This is a genomic window from Photobacterium sp. SP02, from assembly GCF_038519165.1.
GTDB classification, from domain to species: Bacteria; Pseudomonadota; Gammaproteobacteria; order Enterobacterales; family Vibrionaceae; genus Photobacterium; species Photobacterium halotolerans.
This window is the reverse complement of record NZ_JASJOJ010000043.1, coordinates 15,488-37,158: the sequence shown is the minus strand read 5'-3', so window position 1 is coordinate 37,158 and position 21,671 is coordinate 15,488. Positions and strand designations below refer to the sequence as shown.

The following is a 21,671-nucleotide window of genomic DNA, read 5'->3' as shown; positions in this document are numbered from 1 at the left end:
TAGAAAGGCACGAAGACCAGCCCGACCGGCGGTCTGTTACGGCCGCGGGTATCCACCCGGCAGCGCACTTCTCCGCGGCGCGAGGTCAGTAACACTTGATCGCCCCGGCGCAAATTACGCTTTTGTGCATCATCAGGATGGATGTAGCACACCGCATCCGGCACGGCTTTGTACAGTTCAGGTACCCGGCGGGTCATGGTGCCGGTATGCCAGTGTTCCAGCACCCGACCGGTACACAGCCACATGTCATATTCTTCATCCGGCACTTCCGGCGGTTGCTCGTAAGGCGCAAAGATAATATTGGCTTTGCCGTCTGGCTGACCGTAAAAATAGAATCCTGTGCCGGCCGGCACGTAAGGATCGGATCCTTCGGCATAACGCCAGCGCGTTTCCTTACCCTCGACCACTGGCCAGCGTAATCCACGGGCTTTGTGGTAATCATCGTACGGTGCTAAGTCATGACCATGACCGCGGCCAAAGCTGGCATATTCTTCAAACAGCCCTTTCTGAACGTAATAGCCCTGCGCTTTGGCATCATCATTGAGCGCTTGCGCTTCTTCCAGCGGGTACTGATCGACCTGGCCATTGCGGAACAGCACATCGTACATCGTCTTGCCTTTGTACTCTGGCATGCTGTTGAGCAAAGCCTCGTCCCACACTTCTTCCATTGTGAAGCGTTTGCTGAACTCCATGATCTGCCACAGATCCGATTTCGATTCGCCCGGCGCAGCGACCTGCTGATACCACGCCTGAGTGCGTCGCTCCGCGTTGCCGTAAGCGCCCTCTTTTTCGACCCACATGGCGGTTGGCAGTACCAGATCCGCAGACTGGGCAGTGGCTGTCGGATACGGGTCTGAACACACAATAAAGTTGTCCGGGCTACGGTAGCCCGGCAGGCGTTCTTTGTTGATATTCGGACCCGCTTGCATGTTGTTGTTGCACATCACCCAATAGGCATTAAGGACGCCATCACGCAACATGCGATCCTGTTGCACCGCATGGAAACCAGGCTTAGGCGGAATAGTGCCTTCTGGCAGCTTCCAGATTTTTTCTGCCGTTGCACGGTGTTTGGGGTTGGTCACCACCAGATCCGCCGGCAGGCGGTGTGCAAAGGTACCGACTTCACGCGCGGTGCCGCAAGCCGACGGCTGCCCGGTCAAAGAAAACGGACTGTTGCCGGGCTGGGAAATTTTTCCGGTCAGCAGGTGGATGTTGTATACCAGGTTATTCATCCAGACACCGCGTGTGTGCTGGTTCATGCCCATGGTCCAGAGCGACATCACTTTGGTGTCCGGATCGGCATAATACCTGGCAAGCTCGATCAGCTTGTCTTTCTCTACGCCGGACATTTCAACGGTTTTTTCCAGCGTGTATTCAGACACGGATTTCTTGTATTCCTCAAACGTCATGTTATGCATGACGCCTGAGTTAGGATGCGCAGCGGCTTTTTGCAAAGGATCATCGTCGCGCAGACCATAGCCGATATCGGTATCGGCGCGTTTGAAATGGGTATGCTTATTGACGAAGTCCCAGTTCACTGCGTCATTTTCAATGATGTAGTGAGCAATGAAGTTGGCAATCGCCAGGTCAGTCTGCGGATGGAAGATCATCCCGTTATCCGCCAGCTCAAATGAGCGGTGGTAATAGGTCGATAACACATTGACCTTGACATGAGGGTGGCTGAGCCGACGGTCAGTAATGCGCGTCCACAATATCGGGTGCATCTCGGCCATATTCGAGCCCCAGAGCACAAACGCATCGGCATGTTCAAAATCGTCATAACAGCCCATGGGCTCATCCATATTGAACGCCCGCATAAAGCCCACCACGGCCGACGCCATACAGTGTCGGGCATTGGGATCAATATTGTTGGAGCGGAACCCGGCCTTCATCATCTTGGAGGCGGCATAGCCTTCCATCACAGTCCACTGACCGGAGCCGAACATACCGACACTGGTGGGCCCTTTGGCTTTCAGCGCCGCTTTCCACTTTTCGGCCATGATGTCGAACGCCTGATCCCAGCTCACCGGCTGAAAGTCCCCTTCCTTGTGATACTGGCCGTCCTTCATCCGCAGCAAGGGCGTAGTCAGGCGGTCAGCACCGTACATTATCTTGGACAGGAAATAGCCCTTGATGCAGTTCAGACCCCGGTTCACTTCAGCTTCTGGATCGGCCTGAGTCGCTATCACCCTGCCCGCCTGCGTTCCCACCAGCACCGAGCAGCCGGTACCACAAAAGCGGCAGGGCGCTTTATCCCAGTGAATTTTGGTTTCATCCGAACTTACAATCAGATTGGTCGCCGATGCAGGCAGAGTGATCCCTGCCACGGCCGCAGCCGAGGCTGCCGCGTTTGCTTTGACAAACGCCCGTCTGGTCATTTTCATGGTGTGTCCTCAAAGTCAGATCCCTGCTGCTCAACCTGGTGAAATACCAGAAAGGTCGTCAGCACATGTTCAAATGCATTGATAGTGTCAATAATGTCGGTCACTTTTCTGTGGTTTGGCGTCTCCAGTACCACAATCAGTTTGCCGACCGGGCTCTCTCCGTACACTTCGGCCTGTGGCAGCGCATTAATCTGTGCCTTTACCTGCGCGAGCCCTTCTGGTTTGACATGCACCACCAGACTGGAAATATGCACTTCTTCAGACGTAAATGAAGGTCCGGCCGATACCGCGGAACCTGAATGACATGGTGCACTTCGTTGCTTCATAAGCGTGTTATTCCACTTTAGTGACAGACTGAATCTGAATGGCCTGAGTTGGGCAGACGGACAGGCAGGCACCGCAGCCGGTGCAATCCGCGTCACTGATTACCGGCTGAGCAACCTTTCCTGGCTGCAAGGCAAAACGTATGGCCGAAGGTTCGCACTCGTCGCCGCACGTCCGGCAGTCCACCCCTTGTTTGGCCAGACAGGCAGAAGATATTGTGATACTGACCTGCCAGGGCAGTTCTTGGCGCGGACGGAATAACGGCTCCGGGCACGCCTGCGCGCACTGGTAACAGAAGGTGCATTCGCCGCGCTGAAAATCGACCTGAGGGAAGCCGCCATCGCCCTGCACTATAATGTCGGTCTCACAGGCACTCAGGCAGGCCTGACAACGGGTACACTTGTCCGTGAACGCCTGATCGTCAATCATCCAGGGTAAACGCGGCGCCTGCAGCGCACTGTCTCGCCGCAGCCAGAATCGTCGTGCTAAATCAGCCATATCTATTACGCTTGGGTTCCAGTGCCTGCAAAAGGCAACACATTCAGTGATAAACAGTCAAAGTATAGACACAGTTTAGGTGGGGGCATTCAGGGCTTAACATACCCCTAAGGAGGTAATTCGGGCCTAAGCTTGTTTGAGATCAAGAAAGTACAACGCTTAACTTCACAAAATGCACAGCATCAGCGAAAACAGTCTTATTGAAATGGAAAGCCTCCCACCCTCAGCAGGAGAACGTGTGCCCAAACGTCAGGATTTATCCCCCTCAAACACCCTGCCAAAGGCTGGCCTGCTGGCCGGCAGTGTCACGGGAACCGTGGCCAGAGTCATGCTGGCAATTGTGTTACTTTCCCTGCTGACAACAGGCGCAACTATGTTTGCCGTCAATGCCAGCCGCTATGACGCTGAGGTCGTCAATCTGGCGGGGTCGCTGCGCATGCAGAGCTACCGGCTGGCATTCCAGCTGGCAGAAAAAGGTCAGGCGGATGCTGAGGATATCGCCCAGTTCGGCCAGACGCTGGCGACCCCCGCGATGGCCTCCCTGCTCGGGCTGACCACCCCGGAAGATCTGACCCAAAGCTACCAGGCCATACTGGACGACTGGCGGCGCATCAGCCCGGAGCTGACCGGCCGGCACCCTGACTTTTTTATCCGTCAGGTGCCCGAATTTGTCGACCGGATCGATCACTTCGTCTATGAATTACAAGCGTTTTCAAAGCAAAAATTGCAACTAATGGCCATCATTGCCGGGCTGGGTCTGGGGCTGATACTGCTGCTGGCGCTGTTTGCGATTCAGTACAGCCGACGGTTTATTGTGCCACCGCTTTACAACCTGCTGATCGCCAGCCAGCAAGTGCAATCTCGCAATTTTGCCGTTCGGGTACAGGAAGACTGCCAGAATGAACTGGGCACCCTGGCTAAAGCGTTCAATCAGATGGCTGAAGAACTGGGGCAAAGTTATCAGGCGCTGGAGCGCACCGTCGAAGAGAAAACGCACCGGCTGCAGGAAGCCAACAACGCGCTGAAAACCCTGTATGACTGCGCACAGTTATTATCCATGAACCGCATTCAGGCCAGACACTTCAATCAGGTACTCGATCGGTTGATTCAGCTGGAAGGCTTCGCCGCTATCAGGCTGGTCGTTGAAGAAGGGCAAGGTATACGGACGGAATTTCAGGCCGGGGAGCCGGCAGAGAATCAGTCCTGGCATCATCATGCGCTGAAGCAGGAAAACCAGCACCTGGGCACGCTTTGGTGGCAGCATACCTTGCCGTGTCCGGACCCGGCACTGATCATCAGTGTCGGTCACCTGCTGAGCCGCGCCCTCTTCGCCCATCAGATCCAGGTCCAGAACGAGCAATTGCTGCTGATGGAAGAAAGGGCCACCATTGCCCGGGAATTGCATGACTCCCTGGCTCAGGCGCTGTCTTATCTGAAAATTCAGCTTACCCTGCTCAAGCGACAGCTGGCCACATCTCCGGCATCCGCCCATGGTGTGATTGATGATATTGACCATGGCCTGTCGCAGGCCTATCGCCAGCTGCGCGAATTGCTCAACACCTTTCGCCTGTCAGTCAAACCCGGCAAGCTGGGCGATGCCCTGAACGACATGCTGAGTGTGCTGCGTAATCAAACCAATGCCAGTATCTTGCTTCATAATCAGCTGCCCTCAATCCAATTGACCGCATCGCAGCATATTCACCTGCTCCACCTGACCAGAGAAGCGGTCATCAATGCCATTAAGCACGCCAAAGCAAACACGATAACCGTTGATTGTCTTCAGCAGGGAAACCATGTCCTGGTGGAAATTGCCGATGATGGTCAGGGATTCAATCCGGATCACACTAAGGCTGCCCATTACGGCCTGTCTATCATGAATGAACGCGCCGAGAGCCTCGGCGGCCAGCTGACCATTACCAGCGCGCCGGGCAAAGGCTGCCTGGTTCAACTGAAATTTGCGTTACAGACACAGGATAATAACCATGAGTAACACACCGGCCTACCGGGTTTTAATTGTTGATGACCACCCTTTGATGCGTCGCGGTCTCGGCCAGTTACTGGAACTGGAAACCGGTTTTGAGCTGGCCGGTGAAGCCAGTAACGGCTATCAGGCTCTGGATGCCGCCAGCGAGCACGAACCGGATCTGATTTTACTGGATCTCAATATGAAAGGGCTCTCCGGGTTAGATACCCTGCGTGCGCTGCGTGAGCAGGACAGCCAGGCGATCGTCGTCATCCTGACCGTGTCCGATAACCCCAGTGACATTCGCGCACTGATCAAAGCCGGTGCAGACGGTTATCTGCTCAAAGATACCGAACCCGAGCAACTGCTGGCATTACTGCATCAGGCCGTTGCCGGCCAGCAGGTGTTCAGTCATCAAATCAGTCAGTATCTGGCAGACAGCGCCAACACCGGCGATCCGCTCAATGACCTGACCGGCCGAGAGAGAGAAATCCTCCACCTGGTCGCTCAGGGGAAGCGCAACAAAGATATTGCGGTCCAGCTGTTCATTTCAGAAGCGACAGTGAAAGTACATATCAAAAGCCTGCTGAAAAAGCTGGACGTCGGCTCCCGTACCGCGGCCACCGTCATCTACCTGCAAACGCAGGACAGATAGCCCTCATCCCGGACTTCAATTCAGGGTTTGCCATTGCGAACCCTGCGCATTCCCGTTATAAAAGGGGCTTGTTTTATTATTCCTGCCAGACAGAAAAACAGGGTAGATTATGAGCACCATCGCCTACGGGATCAAAAACTGCGATACCATCAAGAAAATGAAAAAGTGGCTCGATGAGCAAGGCATCGAGTACCGTTTTCATGATTACCGTGCTGACGGTCTGGATCGCAGCCTCCTTGAAGCCTTTGAAGCCGAACTGGGCTGGGAAGCTCTGCTCAACAAACGGGGCACCACTTTCCGCCAGCTGAGTGACGAGCAGAAAAATACCCTCAACCGCGACAGCGCACTCACGCTGATGCTGGAACAACCGGCCATGATCAAACGCCCGTTACTGGTTCACAACCAGAGTTACCATCTGGGTTTCAAACCGGATCAGTATCAGGCCATTTTCGCTTAACGTTCACAATCACATTAATTAACTACGCAATATTAAGAAGGAAACACGGATGTCAGACAGCCCAGTCATCGCCCTGGCCAAAGACCTTATCAGCCGACAATCAGTCACCCCAGCAGATGCCGGGTGTCAGGATGTCATGATTGCCCGACTGGAAAAACTGGGCTTCAAGATTGAGACCATGGTATTTGAAGATACCACCAATTTTTGGGCTCGCCGTGGCACAGAAGCACCTTTGTTTGTGTTTGCCGGTCACACTGACGTCGTGCCCGCCGGACCGGAAGCGCAATGGCACACGCCGCCGTTTGAACCCACAGTCATAGACGGTTACCTGCACGGCCGTGGCGCCGCCGATATGAAAGGGTCGCTGGCCTGCATGGTAGTTGCCATTGAACGTTTTGTGGCTGACAATCCGGATCACCAAGGCTCTATCGCCCTGCTGATCACATCGGATGAGGAAGGCCCTTTCATCAATGGTACGACACGGGTGGTAGATACGCTTGAAGCGCGGCAGGAAAAAATCGACATGTGTATTGTCGGTGAGCCGTCCAGCACCCATGAAGTCGGCGATGTGGTGAAAAACGGCCGCCGCGGCTCCATCACGGGCGATCTGATCGTGAAAGGTGTCCAGGGCCACGTTGCCTACCCTCATCTGGCCGATAATCCGGTTCACAAAGCGATGCCGGCCCTGGCCGAACTCTCTGCCACTGTCTGGGATAATGGCAACGACTACTTCCCGCCAACCAGTTTTCAGATTGCCAATGTCGCAGCGGGTACAGGGGCATCCAATGTGATCCCCGGTGAATTCCACGTTCAGTTCAATTTCCGGTTCAGCACTGAGCTGACGGTCGATGACATCAAGCGCAAAATCCACTCGGTACTGGATGCTCACGGCCTTGACTATGATCTGATCTGGACCTTCAGCGGCCACCCTTTCCTGACCGACGAAGGCACCTTGCTGGAAGCCGTGGTCAGCGCCATTGAGGAAGTGAACCATAAGCGTCCTGAGCTGCTGACCACAGGCGGAACCTCGGATGGCCGTTTCATTGCCCGCACCGGGGCACAGGTGGTGGAACTGGGGCCGGTCAATGCCACCATTCACAAAGTCAACGAATGTGTGAAGATGGCCGATCTGGAAAAGCTCACTGATATGTACCAGAAAGTGATGGAAAAAGCCCTGGCATGACACTCAGTCAAAGCACACTGACGCTGGAGCAACTCACAGGGCTGGATGAAAGCCATCTCTGTGAGTATCAGCAGCGCCTGATCCATCAGGACGTTCACGATGCGCTGGCCGCCTTGCAACAGGCGGCCGCTGACGCCGGGTTTGCGCTGACGATTGCCAGTGCCTTTCGCTCCTTTGAGCGCCAGATGCTGATCTGGAATAACAAGTTTAACGGCGTGCGTCCGATACTGGACAGCTGCAGCCAGCCGCTGGATACGAGCTGTCTGAGCGAGCTGGATAAGATCCGGGCGATTTTACGCTGGTCGGCCCTGCCCGGCGCCAGCCGCCATCATTGGGGAACGGATCTGGATGTCTATGCCAGCAACTGTCTGCCGCAAGGCACCCAGTTACAGTTAGAGCCCTGGGAATATGAAGAAGGCGGACATCAGGCCGCATTCAACACCTGGCTGACGGACAATCTGCGCCGTTTTGGTTTTTACCGGCCCTATGCCGTTGATTTAGGTGGTGTTGCTGTCGAGCCCTGGCATATCAGCTATTTTCCTGTCAGTCAGTCGCTTCGGGAGCAGCTAACGCCAAGCGAGCTTGCCACTGTGATAGACGATCAACCTGTTGCAGGAAAATCGCATATTCTGGCAAACCTTGATACGCTTTATAGTAAGTACATCAACAACATCTGTGAGGTCTGAGATGGAATGGCTGCTCAATCCCTGGGTTATCTCTATCATCATTGTCAGTGTGGTGGTCAGCAATATTGCCGCCATTAAATATACGGCCAATATGAAATTTGGCCGTCACGACAAAACCAAAGAACTATTACGAAAACAACGGGAAGTCGAAAACCTCAAGCATCAACAGCCTCAGGACGATGCAGCAGATCAGGACGATACAACAGACAAAAAATAACCGGTTGCTCGGAACCGGTTATTTTGCTTATTCAGTGTTGCCTTGGCCTCAACTGCGGCACAGATAATCCGCCTGCCCGACCCACTTGTAGCTTGTCAGCTCTTCCAGCCCCATAGGGCCGCGTGCATGCAGTTTCTGAGTAGACACCGCAACCTCTGCGCCCAGTCCGAACTGTGCGCCATCGGTAAACCGGGTTGAAGCGTTGACATACACAGCGGCAGAACCTGCCGCATTGATGAAACGCTCGGCCGACATCAGATCATTGGTCAGAATGGTATCGGAATGGCTGGCATTGTGATCCTGCATATGACGGATAGCCGCTTCGACATCAGGTACCAGCTTCACCCCCAGGGTATAACTCAGCCACTCGGTATCAAAGTCCCCTTCCTGCGCCTGGCGCAGCTGATCGGCCTGACCTTGCAGTATCTCCAGCGCCTTACCTTCAGCGACCAGCGTCACTTTGTTCTGATTCATGCGCTCTGCCAGTGCAGGCAGAAAATCGGCCGCCACCGCGTCATGGACCAGCAGTGTATCCAACGCATTACAGGCGGACGGACGCTGCACTTTGGCGTTTTCCACCACATCCAGCGCGCGCGCCAAATCGGCAGACTGATCGACAAAGGCATGGCTGATACCAAAGCCGCCGATAATCACAGGAATCGTGCTCTTTTCTTTACACATTTTGTGCAGACCGGCACCACCACGGGGAATGATCATATCGACATACTGATCCATGGTCAGTAGCTCAGAGACCAGCTCGCGATCCGGTTTGGCAATATACTGCACCGATGCGCCAGGCAGGCCTGCTTTTTCCATCGCCTGCTGAATAACACTGACCAGGGCCATATTGGAGTGGAAGGTTTCCCGTCCCCCGCGCAAAATGCTGGCGTTACCGGTTTTCAGGCACAGCGCTGCGATATCAATCGTCACGTTCGGGCGGGCTTCATAAATCACGCCCACCACACCTAACGGAACACGGCGGCGGCTCAGGCGCATACCATTTTCCAGTACACGCGAATCCAGCTCAGCACCAACGGGATCCGGCAAACCAATCACATTGCGCACATCACCGGCGATGGCCGCGAGACGCGATGCATTCAGCATCAGCCGATCCAGCAACGCCTCCGACATGCCGCTTTCGCGCGCCGCAGCCAGATCTTTGTCATTGGCTGCCAGAATCTCTGCCTGACGGGCTTCGAGTTCATCGGCGATAAACGCCAGCGCCTGATTTTTCTGCGCGGTCGCTGTCGTTGCCAGTGTAAAAGCAGCCTGTCTGGCTGCCTGTCCCATTGCTTGCAATTCCACCCTGTTCCCCTTTGTCGGTCTGTCTCTGCCAAGTCAATTCAACCCAAGCTATCTGAACAGGCTTGGGGTTGATTATCTGTTTCTGGTTATATCAGTACCAGATCATCCCTGTGCACGGCAACCGGCCCGTATTCATAACCCAGTACCTTGTGGATATCCTGGCTGTGTTTACCGGCGATTTTCGCGATATCCAGGCTGGAATAGCGGCTAATGCCGCGGGCCAGCAAAATGCCATCGGCGCTGTAAATGCGGGCCACTTCGCCCCGCTCAAACTCGCCTTTCACCGCAGTAATGCCCTTCGCCAGCAAGCTGCTGCCGCGCTGTGTCACGGCCATGGCCGCCCCGGCGTCGACAATGATATCCCCGGCAGGAGGAGGACCGGCCAGAATCCAGCGCTTACGGCTTTCCAGCGGCGATTCCAGCGGCAGGAAATGCGTGCCCAGTTGCTCGCCCTTCACTATACCGGCAATCACTTCCGGTCTGCTGCCCGCGGCTATAATCACTTCAATCCCTGCCCGGCGGGCCACATCAGCCGCCTGCAGTTTTGTCGCCATACCGCCTGTGCCTAATCCACCGACACTGCCACCGGCCAGCTTACGCAGGGTTTCATCAATGGTATGTACTTCACGTATCAGTTCCGCATCCGGGTTGCTGCGCGGATCGGCAGTAAACAGCCCTGGCTGGTCGGTCAGCAGCAACAGCTTGTCTGCACCGGCCAGAATGCCAACCAGCGCAGAAAGGTTGTCGTTATCACCAACTTTAATTTCAGTCGTTGCCACGGCATCATTTTCATTCACGACAGGAATAATCCCGTGCTCCAGCAAGGCCAGCAGCATATCCCGGGCATTGAGGTAACGCTCTCTGTCATTAAGATCAGCACGGGTTAACAGCATCTGACCCACATGCAGGCCATAAATACTGAAGAGCTGCTCCCATTCCTGAATCAAACGGCTCTGGCCCACGGCTGCCAGCAACTGCTTACTGGCCATGGTTTTCGGCAGCTCAGGGTAGCCCAGATGCTCGCGACCTGCGGCAATGGCGCCGGAAGTCACAATAATCACCTGATGCCCCTGCTGTCGCAAATGAGCACATTGACGAACCAGTTCAACCATATGGGCCCGGTCCAGCTTGAGGGTGCCGCCAGTCAGCACACTGGTCCCCAGTTTCACCACTATGGTCTGTATTGCAGCTTTCTCTGTATGGTGAGCACTTTGCTCACTGGCGTGTTTTTCGTGATTGTCTGCCATGAAGATTCAAAAAGGATGCGGATGAATGGCATTTGTTTTATCAACCCCGACCGTAAAGCACAAGAAAAATGCGCCGGTAGCGGCGCATTTTCTGTTTTTTCAGGGTTTAATACTAAAATCAGGCCGAAACGGATAAAGTCGGTGCTGACAGATCCGAGGCCGGGCTCAGCGTCAGCGAGTATTCCTGTTCAAGCAGAGTGATCAGCTTCTGGTAAAAATCATCCAGAGTCTGCTGAACCGGCTCCAGGTGCTTGGCCGGCACTTTATCTTCCAGCCAGTCGCCATTGATGTCATAACGCCCGAAATAATAGCGGTACTGATAGCCGGCCTCTGTTTCCACCATTTCCAGCCACCAGCCCCAGAACTCACGTTCTTCCGGTGCTTTCTTGGCATTAATGCAACTGGCAAGACAATCGAAGAAAAAATGCCCTTCGGATGAGTGCTGCTGGCGAAGATACGGGCCAAGCGCGGTCAGCTTGGTCATCAGGCGGCCATGAGGAGGAAAAATGACTTGTGTTGGCATAGCATGTCCATCCTTAGTCGGAGTTCAAAAAAAGCGCAACTTTCTGAAAATATCCCTTGTTGGAATGACCATTTAACGCACAAGGCCAATGAAATGGCAACATATTATTTACATCCTCGGACCAGACAAAGCGACCTTACAGTGTGTCCTTCAACCAGTCGACCACCGTGCTCATCACTCTGTGGTAACCATCGTGCAAAGGTGCGGCAGGCACAGTCACCGCTTTCCCGCCCCGGCTTGATAAGGCAATCAGCTGGTTATCCGTCTCAGGGCAAACAGGATCATCTTTTAAACTGACCCCCAGCATAGGGATCTCCACTTTACGGCGGGCGAGCAACCCCTGCTGCTTGAGCGACCAGGCGCTCATATGTGAAACCAGGCTTGCTTTAGACACCCAGTTTTTCCCCATCCGTGAAGCAAACATGTCCAGATACATTCTGGGCATACCGTTCAGCAACTTAGGCTGGCTCAGTAATCCATGAATGATACCACCAATGCTGATGCTGGTTTTCAGCCGGGTAGGTTCCAGGAACCCCAGCCGGATAGCAGCATTGCCGCCAAAGCGTATCCCCAGCATCGCGACCCTGTTATGGTCCACCCAGGGCACATCACGCACCTGTTGCAGTAATGCCTGGTGAAGGCGGCTGGTGTCTTCGGTTAATGGCCAGGCCGCACTGTGGCCGACCGATGGCATGTCCAGAGTGATCATCGCAAAACCGGCAGGGCCGAGATAATCCTGATACAAAGGCCACAGCTCAGTCTGCAATGTATCCAGCCCCCCACTGACAATCACGGTCGGCAACAACTTATCAGTACAAGGCAAGTGAATAAAAGCCTGAAACTTTTTGCCCTGATAGGAAACATCAATAGTTTTCACCTGATGCGGCATCAGTTCGGTGGCATCTTTGTAGGTCAGGGTCGCCTGAAGCTCCGCCTGCGCGGCCAGCTCATCGCCCTTCAGGTGCGGATAGGCTGCGATCCCGTAATGGGTACTCGCTTTAAGCAACAGCTTAGCGGCCTGTTCTTTGTCGCCTTTATCCAGGCACTCGCGGCTTAAGCGCTGGTATTTACTGCCGAGCTGCGACCATTCATAAACCCAGTTGCCAGGCTTGTAGCCGATCACTGTATCCAGCAGATCATCATTGGTACGTTGTGCATCGGCACTGGCAATCTTGGCAAAAACACTTTCCATTTCAATAGGATCAACGCCTTGCCAAATCCATTGCGGGCGTCGCAGAACCCGGTACCAGCCGCTTTCACTGTCCCCATCGAGTGCGTTATGAACTTCTTGGGATGAAGTATGGGCCAGCTTAACCAGACTCGAGGTTTCTTTGGTCGTTTGACGAGGAGCAAACAATTTTTCAGACAAGTTTACCTTAGAAGGCTCAGACACAATTGACTCCTGCATTTGTCGGTTCAGAACCTGCTACCGCCACCCCAGCGATAACATTGAATCTGGCTATATTGTATATGTTTTCTCAGCCATTACCCCAAACGACAGGCACAAAAAAAGGAGCCTGTTCGCTCCTTTTTGAAAAAATACCGGGTGGCTGTTTTACTTAGCGCTTGGCAATAGGATCGACAAAGGTCACTGCCATATCCCAGGGTTGCTCAATCCAGGTATCCTGAGCAATATCGACAACATAATCATCAACCAGATGTTTACCGGCAGGTTTGGCGCATACTGTCACGAATTTTGCTTTAGGGTACATAGCACGGATCATTTCAGCTGTACCGCCTGTATCCACCAGATCGTCCACCACGATAAAGCCGTCACCATCACCCTCTGCTTTTTTCAGTACTTTCATATCACGCTGATGATCGTGGTCATAGCTTGAAATACATACTGTATCAACATGACGAATACCCAGTTCACGCGCAAGAATGGCAGCCGGTACCAGACCGCCACGGCTTACCGCGATAATGCCTTTCCACTGCTCAGCCGGCAGCAGCTTCTCAGCCAGCTGACGTGTGTAGCTCTGCATGTTGTCCCAGGTGATGACGAACTTATTACTCATATCCGATGAACCTCTAAATCAGCGAATAAAAACCGCTGGTCGATAAACAAATTATAAAAAGATGATTTTAGCTGCAAACAGTGCGGCAATAACCCAAACGCTGATGTTCACCTCGCGTCCTTTTCCACTGAGCAATTTCACTGCAGCATAGGTGATAAAGCCCAGAGCTATACCTTCAGCGATAGAATATGTTAGCGGCATTAGCAGGCAAACCACAACTACAGGTGCTGCTTCTGTTAAGTCACGCCAGTCAATACCCACCAGACCTGACATCATCAGAATGGCCACGTAAAACAGCGCACCCGCCGTTGCGTACGCAGGCACCATGCCAGCCAGTGGCGAGAAGAATAGAGCCAGCAGGAAAAGCACACCGACAGTCACAGCCGTCAGGCCGGTACGGCCACCCGCGGCTACCCCCGCCACGCTTTCAACGTAGGAGGTGGTGTTGGATGTCCCCAGCAAGGCACCCACAGAGGTTGCGGTGCTGTCTGCCAGCAGCGCACGGCTCAGTCGCGGTAACTTGCCGTCTTTATCCACCATATCGGCTTTGGTTGCCACACCAACCAGGGTGCCGGCAGTGTCAAACAAGTCCACGAACAGGAAGGCAAAAACAATCGACACCAGACCTACATCCAAGGCACCACTAATGTCCAGTTGCATGAACGTAGGCGCTATGCTTGGCGGCATTGAAACAATGCCGTTGTATTGGATGTCGCCAAACAGGATCCCCAGGCCCGTTACGATCAAAATCGCCAGCAGTACGGCGGCTTTCAATCCACGGTGTACCAGAGCAACTGTCAGCACGAAGCCCAGTGATGCCATGACGGCAGAAAAGCTTGTCAGATCGCCGACATGTACCAGAGTCGCTGGATTATCGACGACGATTCCCGAACTTTGCAGCGCGATAAAGGCCAGGAATAATCCGATTCCCGCCGTGATACCAATCCGGAGAGACATAGGGATGGCATTGATCAGCCATTCCCGTACTTTGAGCAGGCTCAGGGCAATGAAACACAGGCCAGAGAAGAAAACCGCCGCCAGCGCTACCTGCCAGGTATGCCCCATTCCCAGCACAACGGAATAAGTAAAGAAAGCATTCAAGCCCATACCAGGCGCCTGAGCAACCGGGTAATTGGCCACCAGGCCCATCACAAAGCAACCGATAGTGGCTGCCAGACAGGTCGCCACAAAGACAGCACCTTTATCCATCCCTGTGGCCGACAACATAGACGGATTCACAAAGATAATATATGCCATCGTCAGGAAGGTCGTCGCACCTGCCAGCACTTCAGTACGAACGTTTGTACCGTTTTCACTCAACTTAAACAGTTTCTCAAGCATTGCTCTCTGGTCCTTGGAGAAAAGTGTTTGCTACCTCTGAAACGCAAAAAGTATTACCGCAAATAGTAAACGATTGCGTCACAGTAATTTTGGGGGGCGATTATAGGCTTATCAGTAGTAAATTACCAGACTGGTCAGGAATATCCGTCAGTGTCAGATATATGGCTGATTTTAGTCCAACGCATTTCCAGCACCCAGAACAAACAACTAAAAATCAATAACTTAAAACCGAACTCATGTGGGTGCTATTTAAGCAATTATATTTTTCACAGCAAAAGCAAACGCTTAATCATATATAAAGAGTGAAATCTTTACTCTGTTAGGCTGGGTGTAATCGAATACATTCCTTTTCGCAGCATTATCGTCAAAAATGCCGGGTGAAAACACACTGAGTGAAGCGGAAGATAAAAAAAACGCCACCCTTTCCCGGGTGGCGGCAAAACTAAGTTATCGGGTCTCGGTCGGCAGCAAACACTGCGGCAGAGCAACCATCTGGTCAGTCTTGAAAGTTAGGGGGTGAATATCTGTTCGCAACGCTAAGGTTGCAGGCACACAGGGGGAGATGTGCCGTGAGCAATTCAAATATCAGTAACCAAAAGATCGCGGGTAGCTAAACGCACCACTGAAAACGCCTTTATTGTTCCAAAATTTTGCTGTGGATTCATATACATTCATAACAACGACTTCCTAATATCTTTCTATTGCCTGGAGGCTGCCTGAAAGCAACCTGGCCACCAATCTCGGTTCCCTGGAGTTAATGCACTGACCTTTCCCTGTGCTAACTATCGTTTTTCAACTTGGGATAATAATAACCATTTGGTAATTTAATTACAACTTTAATTTTAACTGCGTCACATTTTTGTGGCTTAATCTCTCAAAAACCCCCATTGGCGATAATTTATTACACCGTGATTTATGTTAACCAGGCCGTAAATCCACACAAATGAGACTAAAGTGGCATACCTAATTCCCGAAGAAGCAGACAACATCGGTTAAGGTCATTTGCCTGAGTGCAAGCAAGGAAGAAAGCGCTATGACAAAACTCCCTCACTTACGTTCACTATCTATCAGCAGCCGTCTGTATCTGCTGGGCTTGATCATTACCATTCTGACCCTGCTCCCTCTGATTACCTTTATGTCCGGCTATCAGGATACCCTTCTGGACCAGAAACGAGATAAAACCAGAAACCTGGTCGAGAGTGCCCACAGTTTGCTGACCTACTACTACCAGCAGGAAACTCAGGGCCAGCTGACCCGTATTGAAGCACAACAGCAGGCGAAACAGGCCATCGCCAGCCTGCGCTACGAGAATAACGATTACTTCTGGATTAACGATAACCATCCCAAGATGGTGATGCACCCGTTCAAACCTGAGCTGGACGGTAAAGATCTCTCCCAGTTCAAAGATCCGCTCGGCCACACACTGTTTGTCAGCATGGCAGACATCGTCAGCAAGCAAAGCCAGGGCTTTGTCGATTATCAGTGGGAAAAACCAGGTCACTCAGAGCCTGTCGATAAAATTTCCTATGTAAAAGGATTTGCTCCCTGGGGATGGATTCTGGGATCTGGGATTTATGTTGATGATGTCAAAGCGCTGTTTTATGCAGAGTTACAACGCCTCGGGCTCATTCTGGCCGCTTCATTGATCCTGATGCTGGTTCTGGCCAAAGTGATAGGCCGCAGCATTACTGCCCCGTGTGAATCCACCTTGCAGGCCATGCAGGATATTTCCCGCGGTGAAGGTGATTTAACCCGACGCCTGCCGGTTCAGGGTAATGATGAACTGAGCCGCATTGCTGCAGCCTACAATCAGTTTGCCGATAGAATCAGTGACATGCTGCGGGCTGTCGAACCCGTCAGTGAGCATATCAGTTCGGCCGCCAGCCAGCTCAATGCCGTCGCCAATACCACGGCCGAGAGTGCCAGTCAGGCGCATCAGGGAGTAGATTCGGTCGCCTCGGCCATGACAGAGCTGCATTCCAGTAATCAGGAAGTCGCACGCTCAGCCGCGACCGCGGCCGATGCCGCAACCGCGGCACAATTTCACAGTGAGCAAGGGCTGAGTGTCGTGTCTCGCTCGGGAGAGGAAATGCGTGCTCTGCTCGCCTTGCTGGATGAAACCAATAAAAGCGCGCAGGCATTGGCCGAAGACTCTGAAACCATAGGGGCTGTGCTGGACGTGATCCGCAACATTGCAGAGCAGACCAACCTGCTGGCACTCAATGCTGCCATTGAAGCGGCTCGGGCCGGCGAGCAGGGCCGTGGTTTTGCCGTGGTTGCCGATGAAGTGCGCACCCTGGCTACCCGCACTCAGTCCAGTACCAATGAGATAGAAACCATTATCACCCGGCTGCAGAATCGCTCCACCAACGTCAGTAACGCCCTGATCCAGACCAGTGAGCAATCAGCCAGTACGGTGAAGCATGCCCAGGATGTCGCCGATGCACTGGAAGCTATCAGTCAGCAAATTCACACCATTCGAGAGCTGAATCAACACATTGCCGATGCCAGCCAGCAGCAGTCCGATGCGACAGAAGCCATTAACATCAGCCTGTCGCAACTGAGTGAACACAGCCACAGCCATGTTTCGCAAGGACAGCAGATTGCGGCAGCCAGTGAGCAGCTGCTCACCAGTGGCCGTCACCTTAATGTACAGATCTCTCAATTTAAGATTTAGCGAAAAGCAAAGTGGATTAATAGCAAGCTCCCTGTGGCTGAGGTAAGATATTCGACTGCCTGTCCCGGAAAATCACCCTATGATAGTCCGGCTCAGGCAGTATGAATGACAGTTTATTAGGGAGAGTTCTGTGTCTGAAATCAGCCATCTTTCGCCACAAATCGTGTGGCAATTCTTTGATCAAATTTGTGCCATCCCCCACCCGTCCAAACATGAAGAGGCCCTGGCTCAGCACATCATTCGTTTTGCTGAAAGCGAAGGCCTGGCCGTGCGCCGCGACACCACTGGCAACCTATTTATTAAAAAGCCGGCCACGGCGGGAATGGAAAACCGCAAAGGCGTGGTGCTTCAGGCACACATTGATATGGTGCCGCAAAAGAATGAAGACACAGACCACGACTTTGCCGTTGACCCGATTCAGCCTTATATCGACGGTGAGTGGGTAACCGCCAGAGGCACAACTTTAGGTGCCGATAACGGTATTGGCATGGCAACCTGTCTGGCTGTGCTGGCCTCGAAAGACATTGAGCACGGCCCTCTGGAAGTGCTGCTAACCGTGGATGAAGAAGCCGGTATGACAGGCGCATTTGGTCTGCAGGAAGGCTGGCTGGAAGGCGATATTCTGCTGAATACCGATTCAGAGCAGGAAGGCGAAATCTACATGGGTTGCGCCGGTGGCGTTGATGCCGAGCTATCCCTGGCGATTGAGCGTGAGCCAGTACCGGCTGATCACACGGCTGTCAAACTGATGATCAAAGGCCTGAAAGGCGGACACTCTGGCTGTGATATTCACACCGGCCGGGCCAACGCCAATAAACTGCTGGGACGTTTCCTGTTTGCCCATGCCGCAGAGCTGGGGCTGCGCGTCAACAGCCTCAAAGGCGGCACACTGCGTAACGCAATTCCCCGCGAAGCCTTTGCCATCGTCACTCTGCCAGCCAGACAGGCTGATGCGCTGCAAAATCTTTTCGCTCATTTCCAAAGCATACTGAATGCCGAGCTGGGTAACATCGAAACCGGCATCAAACTGTCGGTTGAAAGCAACGATTTGCCTGCCGATGTGCTCTGCGCTGACAGCCAGCAACGTCTTCTGGCACTGATCAATGCCTGTCCGAACGGTGTGGTACGCATGAGCGACGACATTCCCGGTGTTGTTGAAACCTCACTGAACCTGGGTGTGATCACCACAGAGGCTGAGCGTGTTTCCCTGCTGTGCCTGATCCGCTCTCTGATCGACTCCGGCCGCAGCAGTGTTGAACACGCGCTGAGCGCCCTGGCCCAGCTGGCCGGTGCACAGTGTGAATTCTCCGGCGCCTATCCGGGCTGGAAACCCGATCCGGACTCAGAAGTCATGCATCTGTTCCGCGAAACTTATAAAGATATTTACGGTAACATCCCGGATATCATGGTGATCCATGCAGGCCTGGAATGTGGCTTGTTTAAAGAGCCGTACCCAAACATGGATATGATTTCTTTTGGTCCGACCATTAAATTCCCGCATTCCCCCGACGAAAAGGTGAACATTAAAACCGTTGGCCTGTTCTGGGAACAAATGGTCGCCATCCTGAAACAGATCCCGGTGAAAGCCTGATAAACGCAGCGGGGAGCTTATCCGCTCCCCTTTGTCTATTCCGGAAAGTCTGAGTTTCCTGAAACACACCTACCAGTCAAACGACAATTGCTGAGCTTTGACGCCCGATTCCAGCCCGACACTGATGCCGACCAAACGAATTTCCCGCCCTTTTTGTCTGGTCAGGGCTTCGGCCAGTAAAGCGGCGAACTGCTGCTTCTGCAATACAGGTTGACTATGCTCGACCGTGGTTTGCTGGAAATCGGCAAATTTTATTTTCACTCCCTGACGGGCAATGCGCAGATCCGGACGCACCTTGCTGAGCCGTGCTTCCAATTCAGGATACAGCTGCTCTATGATTTGCCAGCATTCGGCGTAGTCAGCAATGTTACGGGCGAAGGTTCTCTCGACACCGACAGATTTTCGCTCGCGCGAGACCACAACTTCACGCTCATCAATGCCGTGTGCACGCGACCAAAGCGATTGGCCAAACTTACCAAACTGTTTTAACAACTCCCGCCTGTCATAGGCTTGCACATCCTTGCCGAGATACAGGCCGATATCGTGCAGCTTTTGGATGGTGACTTTGCCAACTCCCGGTATTTTCTCCAATGGCAAGCTGGCCACAAAAGCAGGCACCTCGGCGGGCGTCACCACATACTGACCATCCGGCTTATTCATATCGGAGGCTATTTTGGCAATGAATTTCACCGGTGCCACACCGGCAGAGGCCGTGAGATGCAACTCTTCACGGATAGCCTGGCGGATATCCTGAGCAATCAAAGTCGCTGAGCCGCGGTGCAGAGTACTGTCTGTGACATCCAGATAGGCTTCATCAAGTGAAAGGGGTTCAATCAGCGTAGTGTAGCGCCGGAAAATCGCCCTGATTTGATGAGAGACCTCTTTATAGACGGCCATTCTGCCGGGCACCAGTACCAGATCCGGGCAAAGCTGCATTGCCTGAGCCGTCGGCATCGCAGAACGTACACCGAATTGCCGGGCCAGATAATTACAGGTACTGAGCACTCCCCGCTGTTCAGAGCGGCCACCGATAGCAATAGGGACATGTTGCAGTTCAGGGTTATCGCGCATCTCAACCGCAGCAAAAAAGCAGTCCATATCAACATGGATAATTTTTCGTTGATGGCTGTCGGTCACGGTTTTATCTGACATAACATCGGGCTTTCAGCATGTGGCTGGACAATAGGTTACTGTGTTTATATACAGCATTATATGTGCTCGCCAAGCAGATAGCGAGCAACAAAAAGCCCGCGGTATTACCACGGGCTTTTTTACTCAGCGAGAACGTCAGTCATCCATCAGATGATCTGATTTTTCTTCCATTCTTCCTGCTTGGCGGCGCGAGCTTCACGCTTCAAACGCTTATCACAGGGCTCAGGGCAGTCACATTCTTTTTCAATGCCGACCGCGCCCAGGCCACCGCAGCTACCAGCCACTGTTTTGCGCTGGAAAATGTAGCCGACGGCCATTGCGACTATGACTAACAGAAAAACGCCAAAGGTTGTTACATATACCAACATAGGATGCTCTCAACTTATTTCTTCTGCATGTAAGTCGTGAAGGCATCAGAGGCATATTCCTTAAAACCTTCATCCGTACTTACAATCAACAGAACTGGCCAATTTTCTTGGTTTGCCAGTGCGATTGCTTTCTCTTCCCCCATGACAGAAAATGCCGTTGCCAGGGCATCTGCTGTCATACATTTCGGATGCATCACAGTGACTGAAACCACACGGTTGGTAATCGGCTTGCCTGTTATGGGATTTATCAGATGTGAGTAGCGTACACCATTTTCTTCAAAATAGTTACGATAATCACCCGAAGTGGCCACCGCCATTTCACCCGGCTCAACCACTTCCTGGATGGAGCGACTGCCGTCTTCCGTTGGCTTTTCAATGGCTATCCGCCATGGCACACCTTCCAGATTTTTGCCTTTCAGGCGAATTTCACCGCCGATTTCAACCAGATAGTCATTCACCCCCAAAGAGGCAATATAGTCAGCCACAACATCGACGCCGTAGCCCTTTGCAATGGATGACAGATCGACATACAGTCCGGGCAAATCTTTAATCAAGGCGTTACCTTGAACCTTCAGATGCTCTATACCAACTTCCTGACGACGGGCATCCAGCTCTTCATCGGTCGGTACCACATCCGGACGGGCTTCCGGTCCGAAACTCCATAAGTTGACCAAAGGGCCAACCGTCACATCCAATGCCCCATCAGTCAGTTTAGCCAAGCGAATCGCTTCTTGTACCACTGTCGCCGTGTCTGCCGATACGGCAAACGGTTCGCGGCTTTGATGCTGATTAAATTGGCTGAGCTCGGAGTCCTCACGATAGGTCGACATCTGATCGTTAACCAGTTCAAGGCGGCGATCAATTTCTTTCTGAAGTGCCACTTCGCTCGGTAAGCCTTCCTGCTCAATCAACTTAATCGAATAATAGGTCCCCATTGTTGAGCCGGTCAGGTGAATTAACTGACGTTGCTCGCTACAGCCACTGACAACCAGTGCCATCACCAGCAGCATGGCTGCCCGGGTGAATAGTTTCATCATGCAGGGATCTCCCAAATACTGAAAATGTCGCTCAGCTGCCGTTCA

General features: G+C 52.9%; 20 protein-coding genes. 8 read left to right on the top strand and 12 right to left on the bottom strand.

All coding sequences use genetic code 11. The annotated features are described in order from the left end of the window. From napA to napF, 3 genes are all read right to left on the bottom strand, one after another. Window positions 1-2,384, bottom strand: a 2,384-nt coding sequence (gene napA / locus P0Y67_RS16420; RefSeq protein WP_342392746.1) for a periplasmic nitrate reductase subunit alpha, incomplete at its 3' end; no start/stop codon positions are given. Continuing rightward, window positions 2,381-2,710 carry a chaperone NapD gene (locus tag P0Y67_RS16415; protein WP_342392745.1) on the bottom strand — a complete coding sequence of 110 codons (330 nt, stop codon included), beginning with the start codon at window positions 2,708-2,710 and terminating at the stop codon, window positions 2,381-2,383. The genes napA and P0Y67_RS16415, both read right to left, overlap by 4 nt. Before the next feature lie 7 nt (window positions 2,711-2,717). Then, entirely contained in the window at window positions 2,718-3,206 is a 489-nt protein-coding gene (gene napF, locus P0Y67_RS16410) for a ferredoxin-type protein NapF (RefSeq protein WP_342392744.1), read from the bottom strand. A 238-nt stretch (window positions 3,207-3,444) separates the two neighbouring features. Here napF and narQ point away from each other — a divergent pair, with 238 nt between their 5' ends. The 6 genes from narQ (at window position 3,445) to P0Y67_RS16380 (ending at window position 8,367) form a co-directional block, all read left to right on the top strand. Further along, window positions 3,445-5,196: a nitrate/nitrite two-component system sensor histidine kinase NarQ gene (narQ, locus tag P0Y67_RS16405; RefSeq protein WP_342392743.1), complete on the top strand. Its 1,752-nt coding sequence runs from the start codon at window positions 3,445-3,447 to the stop codon at window positions 5,194-5,196. Then, the gene (locus P0Y67_RS16400; RefSeq protein ID WP_342392742.1) at window positions 5,189-5,824 is read left to right on the top strand and encodes a response regulator; all 636 of its coding nucleotides are present in this window, start codon (window positions 5,189-5,191) and stop codon (window positions 5,822-5,824) included. Before narQ ends, P0Y67_RS16400 begins: the two co-directional genes overlap by 8 nt. A gap of 109 nt (window positions 5,825-5,933) precedes the next feature. Continuing rightward, window positions 5,934-6,281 carry an ArsC family reductase gene (locus tag P0Y67_RS16395; RefSeq protein ID WP_161455596.1) on the top strand — a complete coding sequence of 116 codons (348 nt, stop codon included), beginning with the start codon at window positions 5,934-5,936 and terminating at the stop codon, window positions 6,279-6,281. Between the two features lie 49 nt (window positions 6,282-6,330). Further along, window positions 6,331-7,464 carry a succinyl-diaminopimelate desuccinylase gene (gene dapE, locus P0Y67_RS16390; RefSeq protein WP_342392741.1) on the top strand — a complete coding sequence of 378 codons (1,134 nt, stop codon included), beginning with the start codon at window positions 6,331-6,333 and terminating at the stop codon, window positions 7,462-7,464. Beyond that, on the top strand, window positions 7,461-8,150 hold the full coding sequence (locus P0Y67_RS16385) for a M15 family metallopeptidase (RefSeq protein WP_342392740.1): 690 nt from the start codon (window positions 7,461-7,463) through the stop codon (window positions 8,148-8,150). Before dapE ends, P0Y67_RS16385 begins: the two co-directional genes overlap by 4 nt. A 1-nt stretch (window position 8,151) precedes the next feature. After that, entirely contained in the window at window positions 8,152-8,367 is a 216-nt protein-coding gene (locus P0Y67_RS16380) for a DUF2897 family protein (protein WP_342392739.1), read from the top strand. A gap of 48 nt (window positions 8,368-8,415) precedes the next feature. Here P0Y67_RS16380 and P0Y67_RS16375 read toward each other — a convergent pair whose 3' ends face one another. From P0Y67_RS16375 to P0Y67_RS16350, 6 genes are all read right to left on the bottom strand, one after another. Further along, the gene (locus tag P0Y67_RS16375) at window positions 8,416-9,672 is read right to left on the bottom strand and encodes a glutamate-5-semialdehyde dehydrogenase (RefSeq protein WP_342392738.1); all 1,257 of its coding nucleotides are present in this window, start codon (window positions 9,670-9,672) and stop codon (window positions 8,416-8,418) included. Between the two features lie 86 nt (window positions 9,673-9,758). Then, entirely contained in the window at window positions 9,759-10,919 is a 1,161-nt protein-coding gene (gene proB / locus P0Y67_RS16370; protein ID WP_342392737.1) for a glutamate 5-kinase, read from the bottom strand. A 118-nt stretch (window positions 10,920-11,037) separates the two neighbouring features. Continuing rightward, entirely contained in the window at window positions 11,038-11,442 is a 405-nt protein-coding gene (gene crl, locus P0Y67_RS16365; RefSeq protein ID WP_027253876.1) for a sigma factor-binding protein Crl, read from the bottom strand. Window positions 11,443-11,578: 136 nt separating this feature from the next. Next, window positions 11,579-12,835, bottom strand: coding sequence for an esterase FrsA (gene frsA / locus P0Y67_RS16360; RefSeq protein ID WP_342392736.1), 1,257 nt, complete (start codon window positions 12,833-12,835; stop codon window positions 11,579-11,581). Window positions 12,836-13,001: 166 nt separating this feature from the next. Beyond that, window positions 13,002-13,460, bottom strand: a complete 459-nt coding sequence (gpt, locus tag P0Y67_RS16355; protein WP_027253874.1) for a xanthine phosphoribosyltransferase — start codon at window positions 13,458-13,460, stop codon at window positions 13,002-13,004. 51 nt (window positions 13,461-13,511) lie between these two features. Further along, window positions 13,512-14,801, bottom strand: a complete 1,290-nt coding sequence (locus tag P0Y67_RS16350) for an NCS2 family permease (RefSeq protein WP_342392735.1) — start codon at window positions 14,799-14,801, stop codon at window positions 13,512-13,514. Window positions 14,802-15,834: 1,033 nt separating this feature from the next. Between P0Y67_RS16350 and P0Y67_RS16345 the strand changes: the two genes are divergently transcribed. Then, a complete protein-coding gene (locus P0Y67_RS16345) occupies window positions 15,835-17,478 on the top strand; it encodes a methyl-accepting chemotaxis protein (protein ID WP_342392734.1) in 1,644 nt (547 codons plus the stop codon). Between the two features lie 130 nt (window positions 17,479-17,608). Next, the gene (locus P0Y67_RS16340; RefSeq protein ID WP_342392733.1) at window positions 17,609-19,069 is read left to right on the top strand and encodes an aminoacyl-histidine dipeptidase; all 1,461 of its coding nucleotides are present in this window, start codon (window positions 17,609-17,611) and stop codon (window positions 19,067-19,069) included. Between the two features lie 69 nt (window positions 19,070-19,138). Here P0Y67_RS16340 and dinB read toward each other — a convergent pair whose 3' ends face one another. The 3 genes from dinB to P0Y67_RS16325 all read right to left on the bottom strand — a co-directional run bounded on the left by dinB (window position 19,139) and on the right by P0Y67_RS16325 (window position 21,626). Beyond that, on the bottom strand, window positions 19,139-20,221 hold the full coding sequence (gene dinB, locus P0Y67_RS16335; protein WP_342392732.1) for a DNA polymerase IV: 1,083 nt from the start codon (window positions 20,219-20,221) through the stop codon (window positions 19,139-19,141). A gap of 146 nt (window positions 20,222-20,367) precedes the next feature. Beyond that, on the bottom strand, window positions 20,368-20,589 hold the full coding sequence (nqrM, locus tag P0Y67_RS16330; protein ID WP_027253869.1) for a (Na+)-NQR maturation NqrM: 222 nt from the start codon (window positions 20,587-20,589) through the stop codon (window positions 20,368-20,370). A 14-nt stretch (window positions 20,590-20,603) separates the two neighbouring features. Then, window positions 20,604-21,626, bottom strand: coding sequence for an FAD:protein FMN transferase (locus P0Y67_RS16325; RefSeq protein WP_446728848.1), 1,023 nt, complete (start codon window positions 21,624-21,626; stop codon window positions 20,604-20,606). Window positions 21,627-21,671: the final 45 nt, after the last annotated feature.

Bases quoted from the DNA above. Each gene is read 5' to 3' on its own strand.
- P0Y67_RS16415 (WP_342392745.1), bottom strand. From the start codon at position 2,710: ATGAAGCAACGAAGTGCACCATGTCATTCAGGTTCCGCGGTATCGGCC.
- napF (WP_342392744.1), bottom strand. From the start codon at position 3,206: ATGGCTGATTTAGCACGACGATTCTGGCTGCGGCGAGACAGTGCGCTG.
- P0Y67_RS16400 (WP_342392742.1), top strand. From the start codon at position 5,189: ATGAGTAACACACCGGCCTACCGGGTTTTAATTGTTGATGACCACCCT.
- P0Y67_RS16395 (WP_161455596.1), top strand. From the start codon at position 5,934: ATGAGCACCATCGCCTACGGGATCAAAAACTGCGATACCATCAAGAAA.
- dapE (WP_342392741.1), top strand. From the start codon at position 6,331: ATGTCAGACAGCCCAGTCATCGCCCTGGCCAAAGACCTTATCAGCCGA.
- P0Y67_RS16385 (WP_342392740.1), top strand. From the start codon at position 7,461: ATGACACTCAGTCAAAGCACACTGACGCTGGAGCAACTCACAGGGCTG.
- P0Y67_RS16380 (WP_342392739.1), top strand. From the start codon at position 8,152: ATGGAATGGCTGCTCAATCCCTGGGTTATCTCTATCATCATTGTCAGT.
- proB (WP_342392737.1), bottom strand. From the start codon at position 10,919: ATGGCAGACAATCACGAAAAACACGCCAGTGAGCAAAGTGCTCACCAT.
- crl (WP_027253876.1), bottom strand. From the start codon at position 11,442: ATGCCAACACAAGTCATTTTTCCTCCTCATGGCCGCCTGATGACCAAG.
- gpt (WP_027253874.1), bottom strand. From the start codon at position 13,460: ATGAGTAATAAGTTCGTCATCACCTGGGACAACATGCAGAGCTACACA.
- P0Y67_RS16350 (WP_342392735.1), bottom strand. From the start codon at position 14,801: ATGCTTGAGAAACTGTTTAAGTTGAGTGAAAACGGTACAAACGTTCGT.
- P0Y67_RS16345 (WP_342392734.1), top strand. From the start codon at position 15,835: ATGACAAAACTCCCTCACTTACGTTCACTATCTATCAGCAGCCGTCTG.
- dinB (WP_342392732.1), bottom strand. From the start codon at position 20,221: ATGTCAGATAAAACCGTGACCGACAGCCATCAACGAAAAATTATCCAT.
- nqrM (WP_027253869.1), bottom strand. From the start codon at position 20,589: ATGTTGGTATATGTAACAACCTTTGGCGTTTTTCTGTTAGTCATAGTC.
- P0Y67_RS16325 (WP_446728848.1), bottom strand. From the start codon at position 21,626: ATGATGAAACTATTCACCCGGGCAGCCATGCTGCTGGTGATGGCACTG.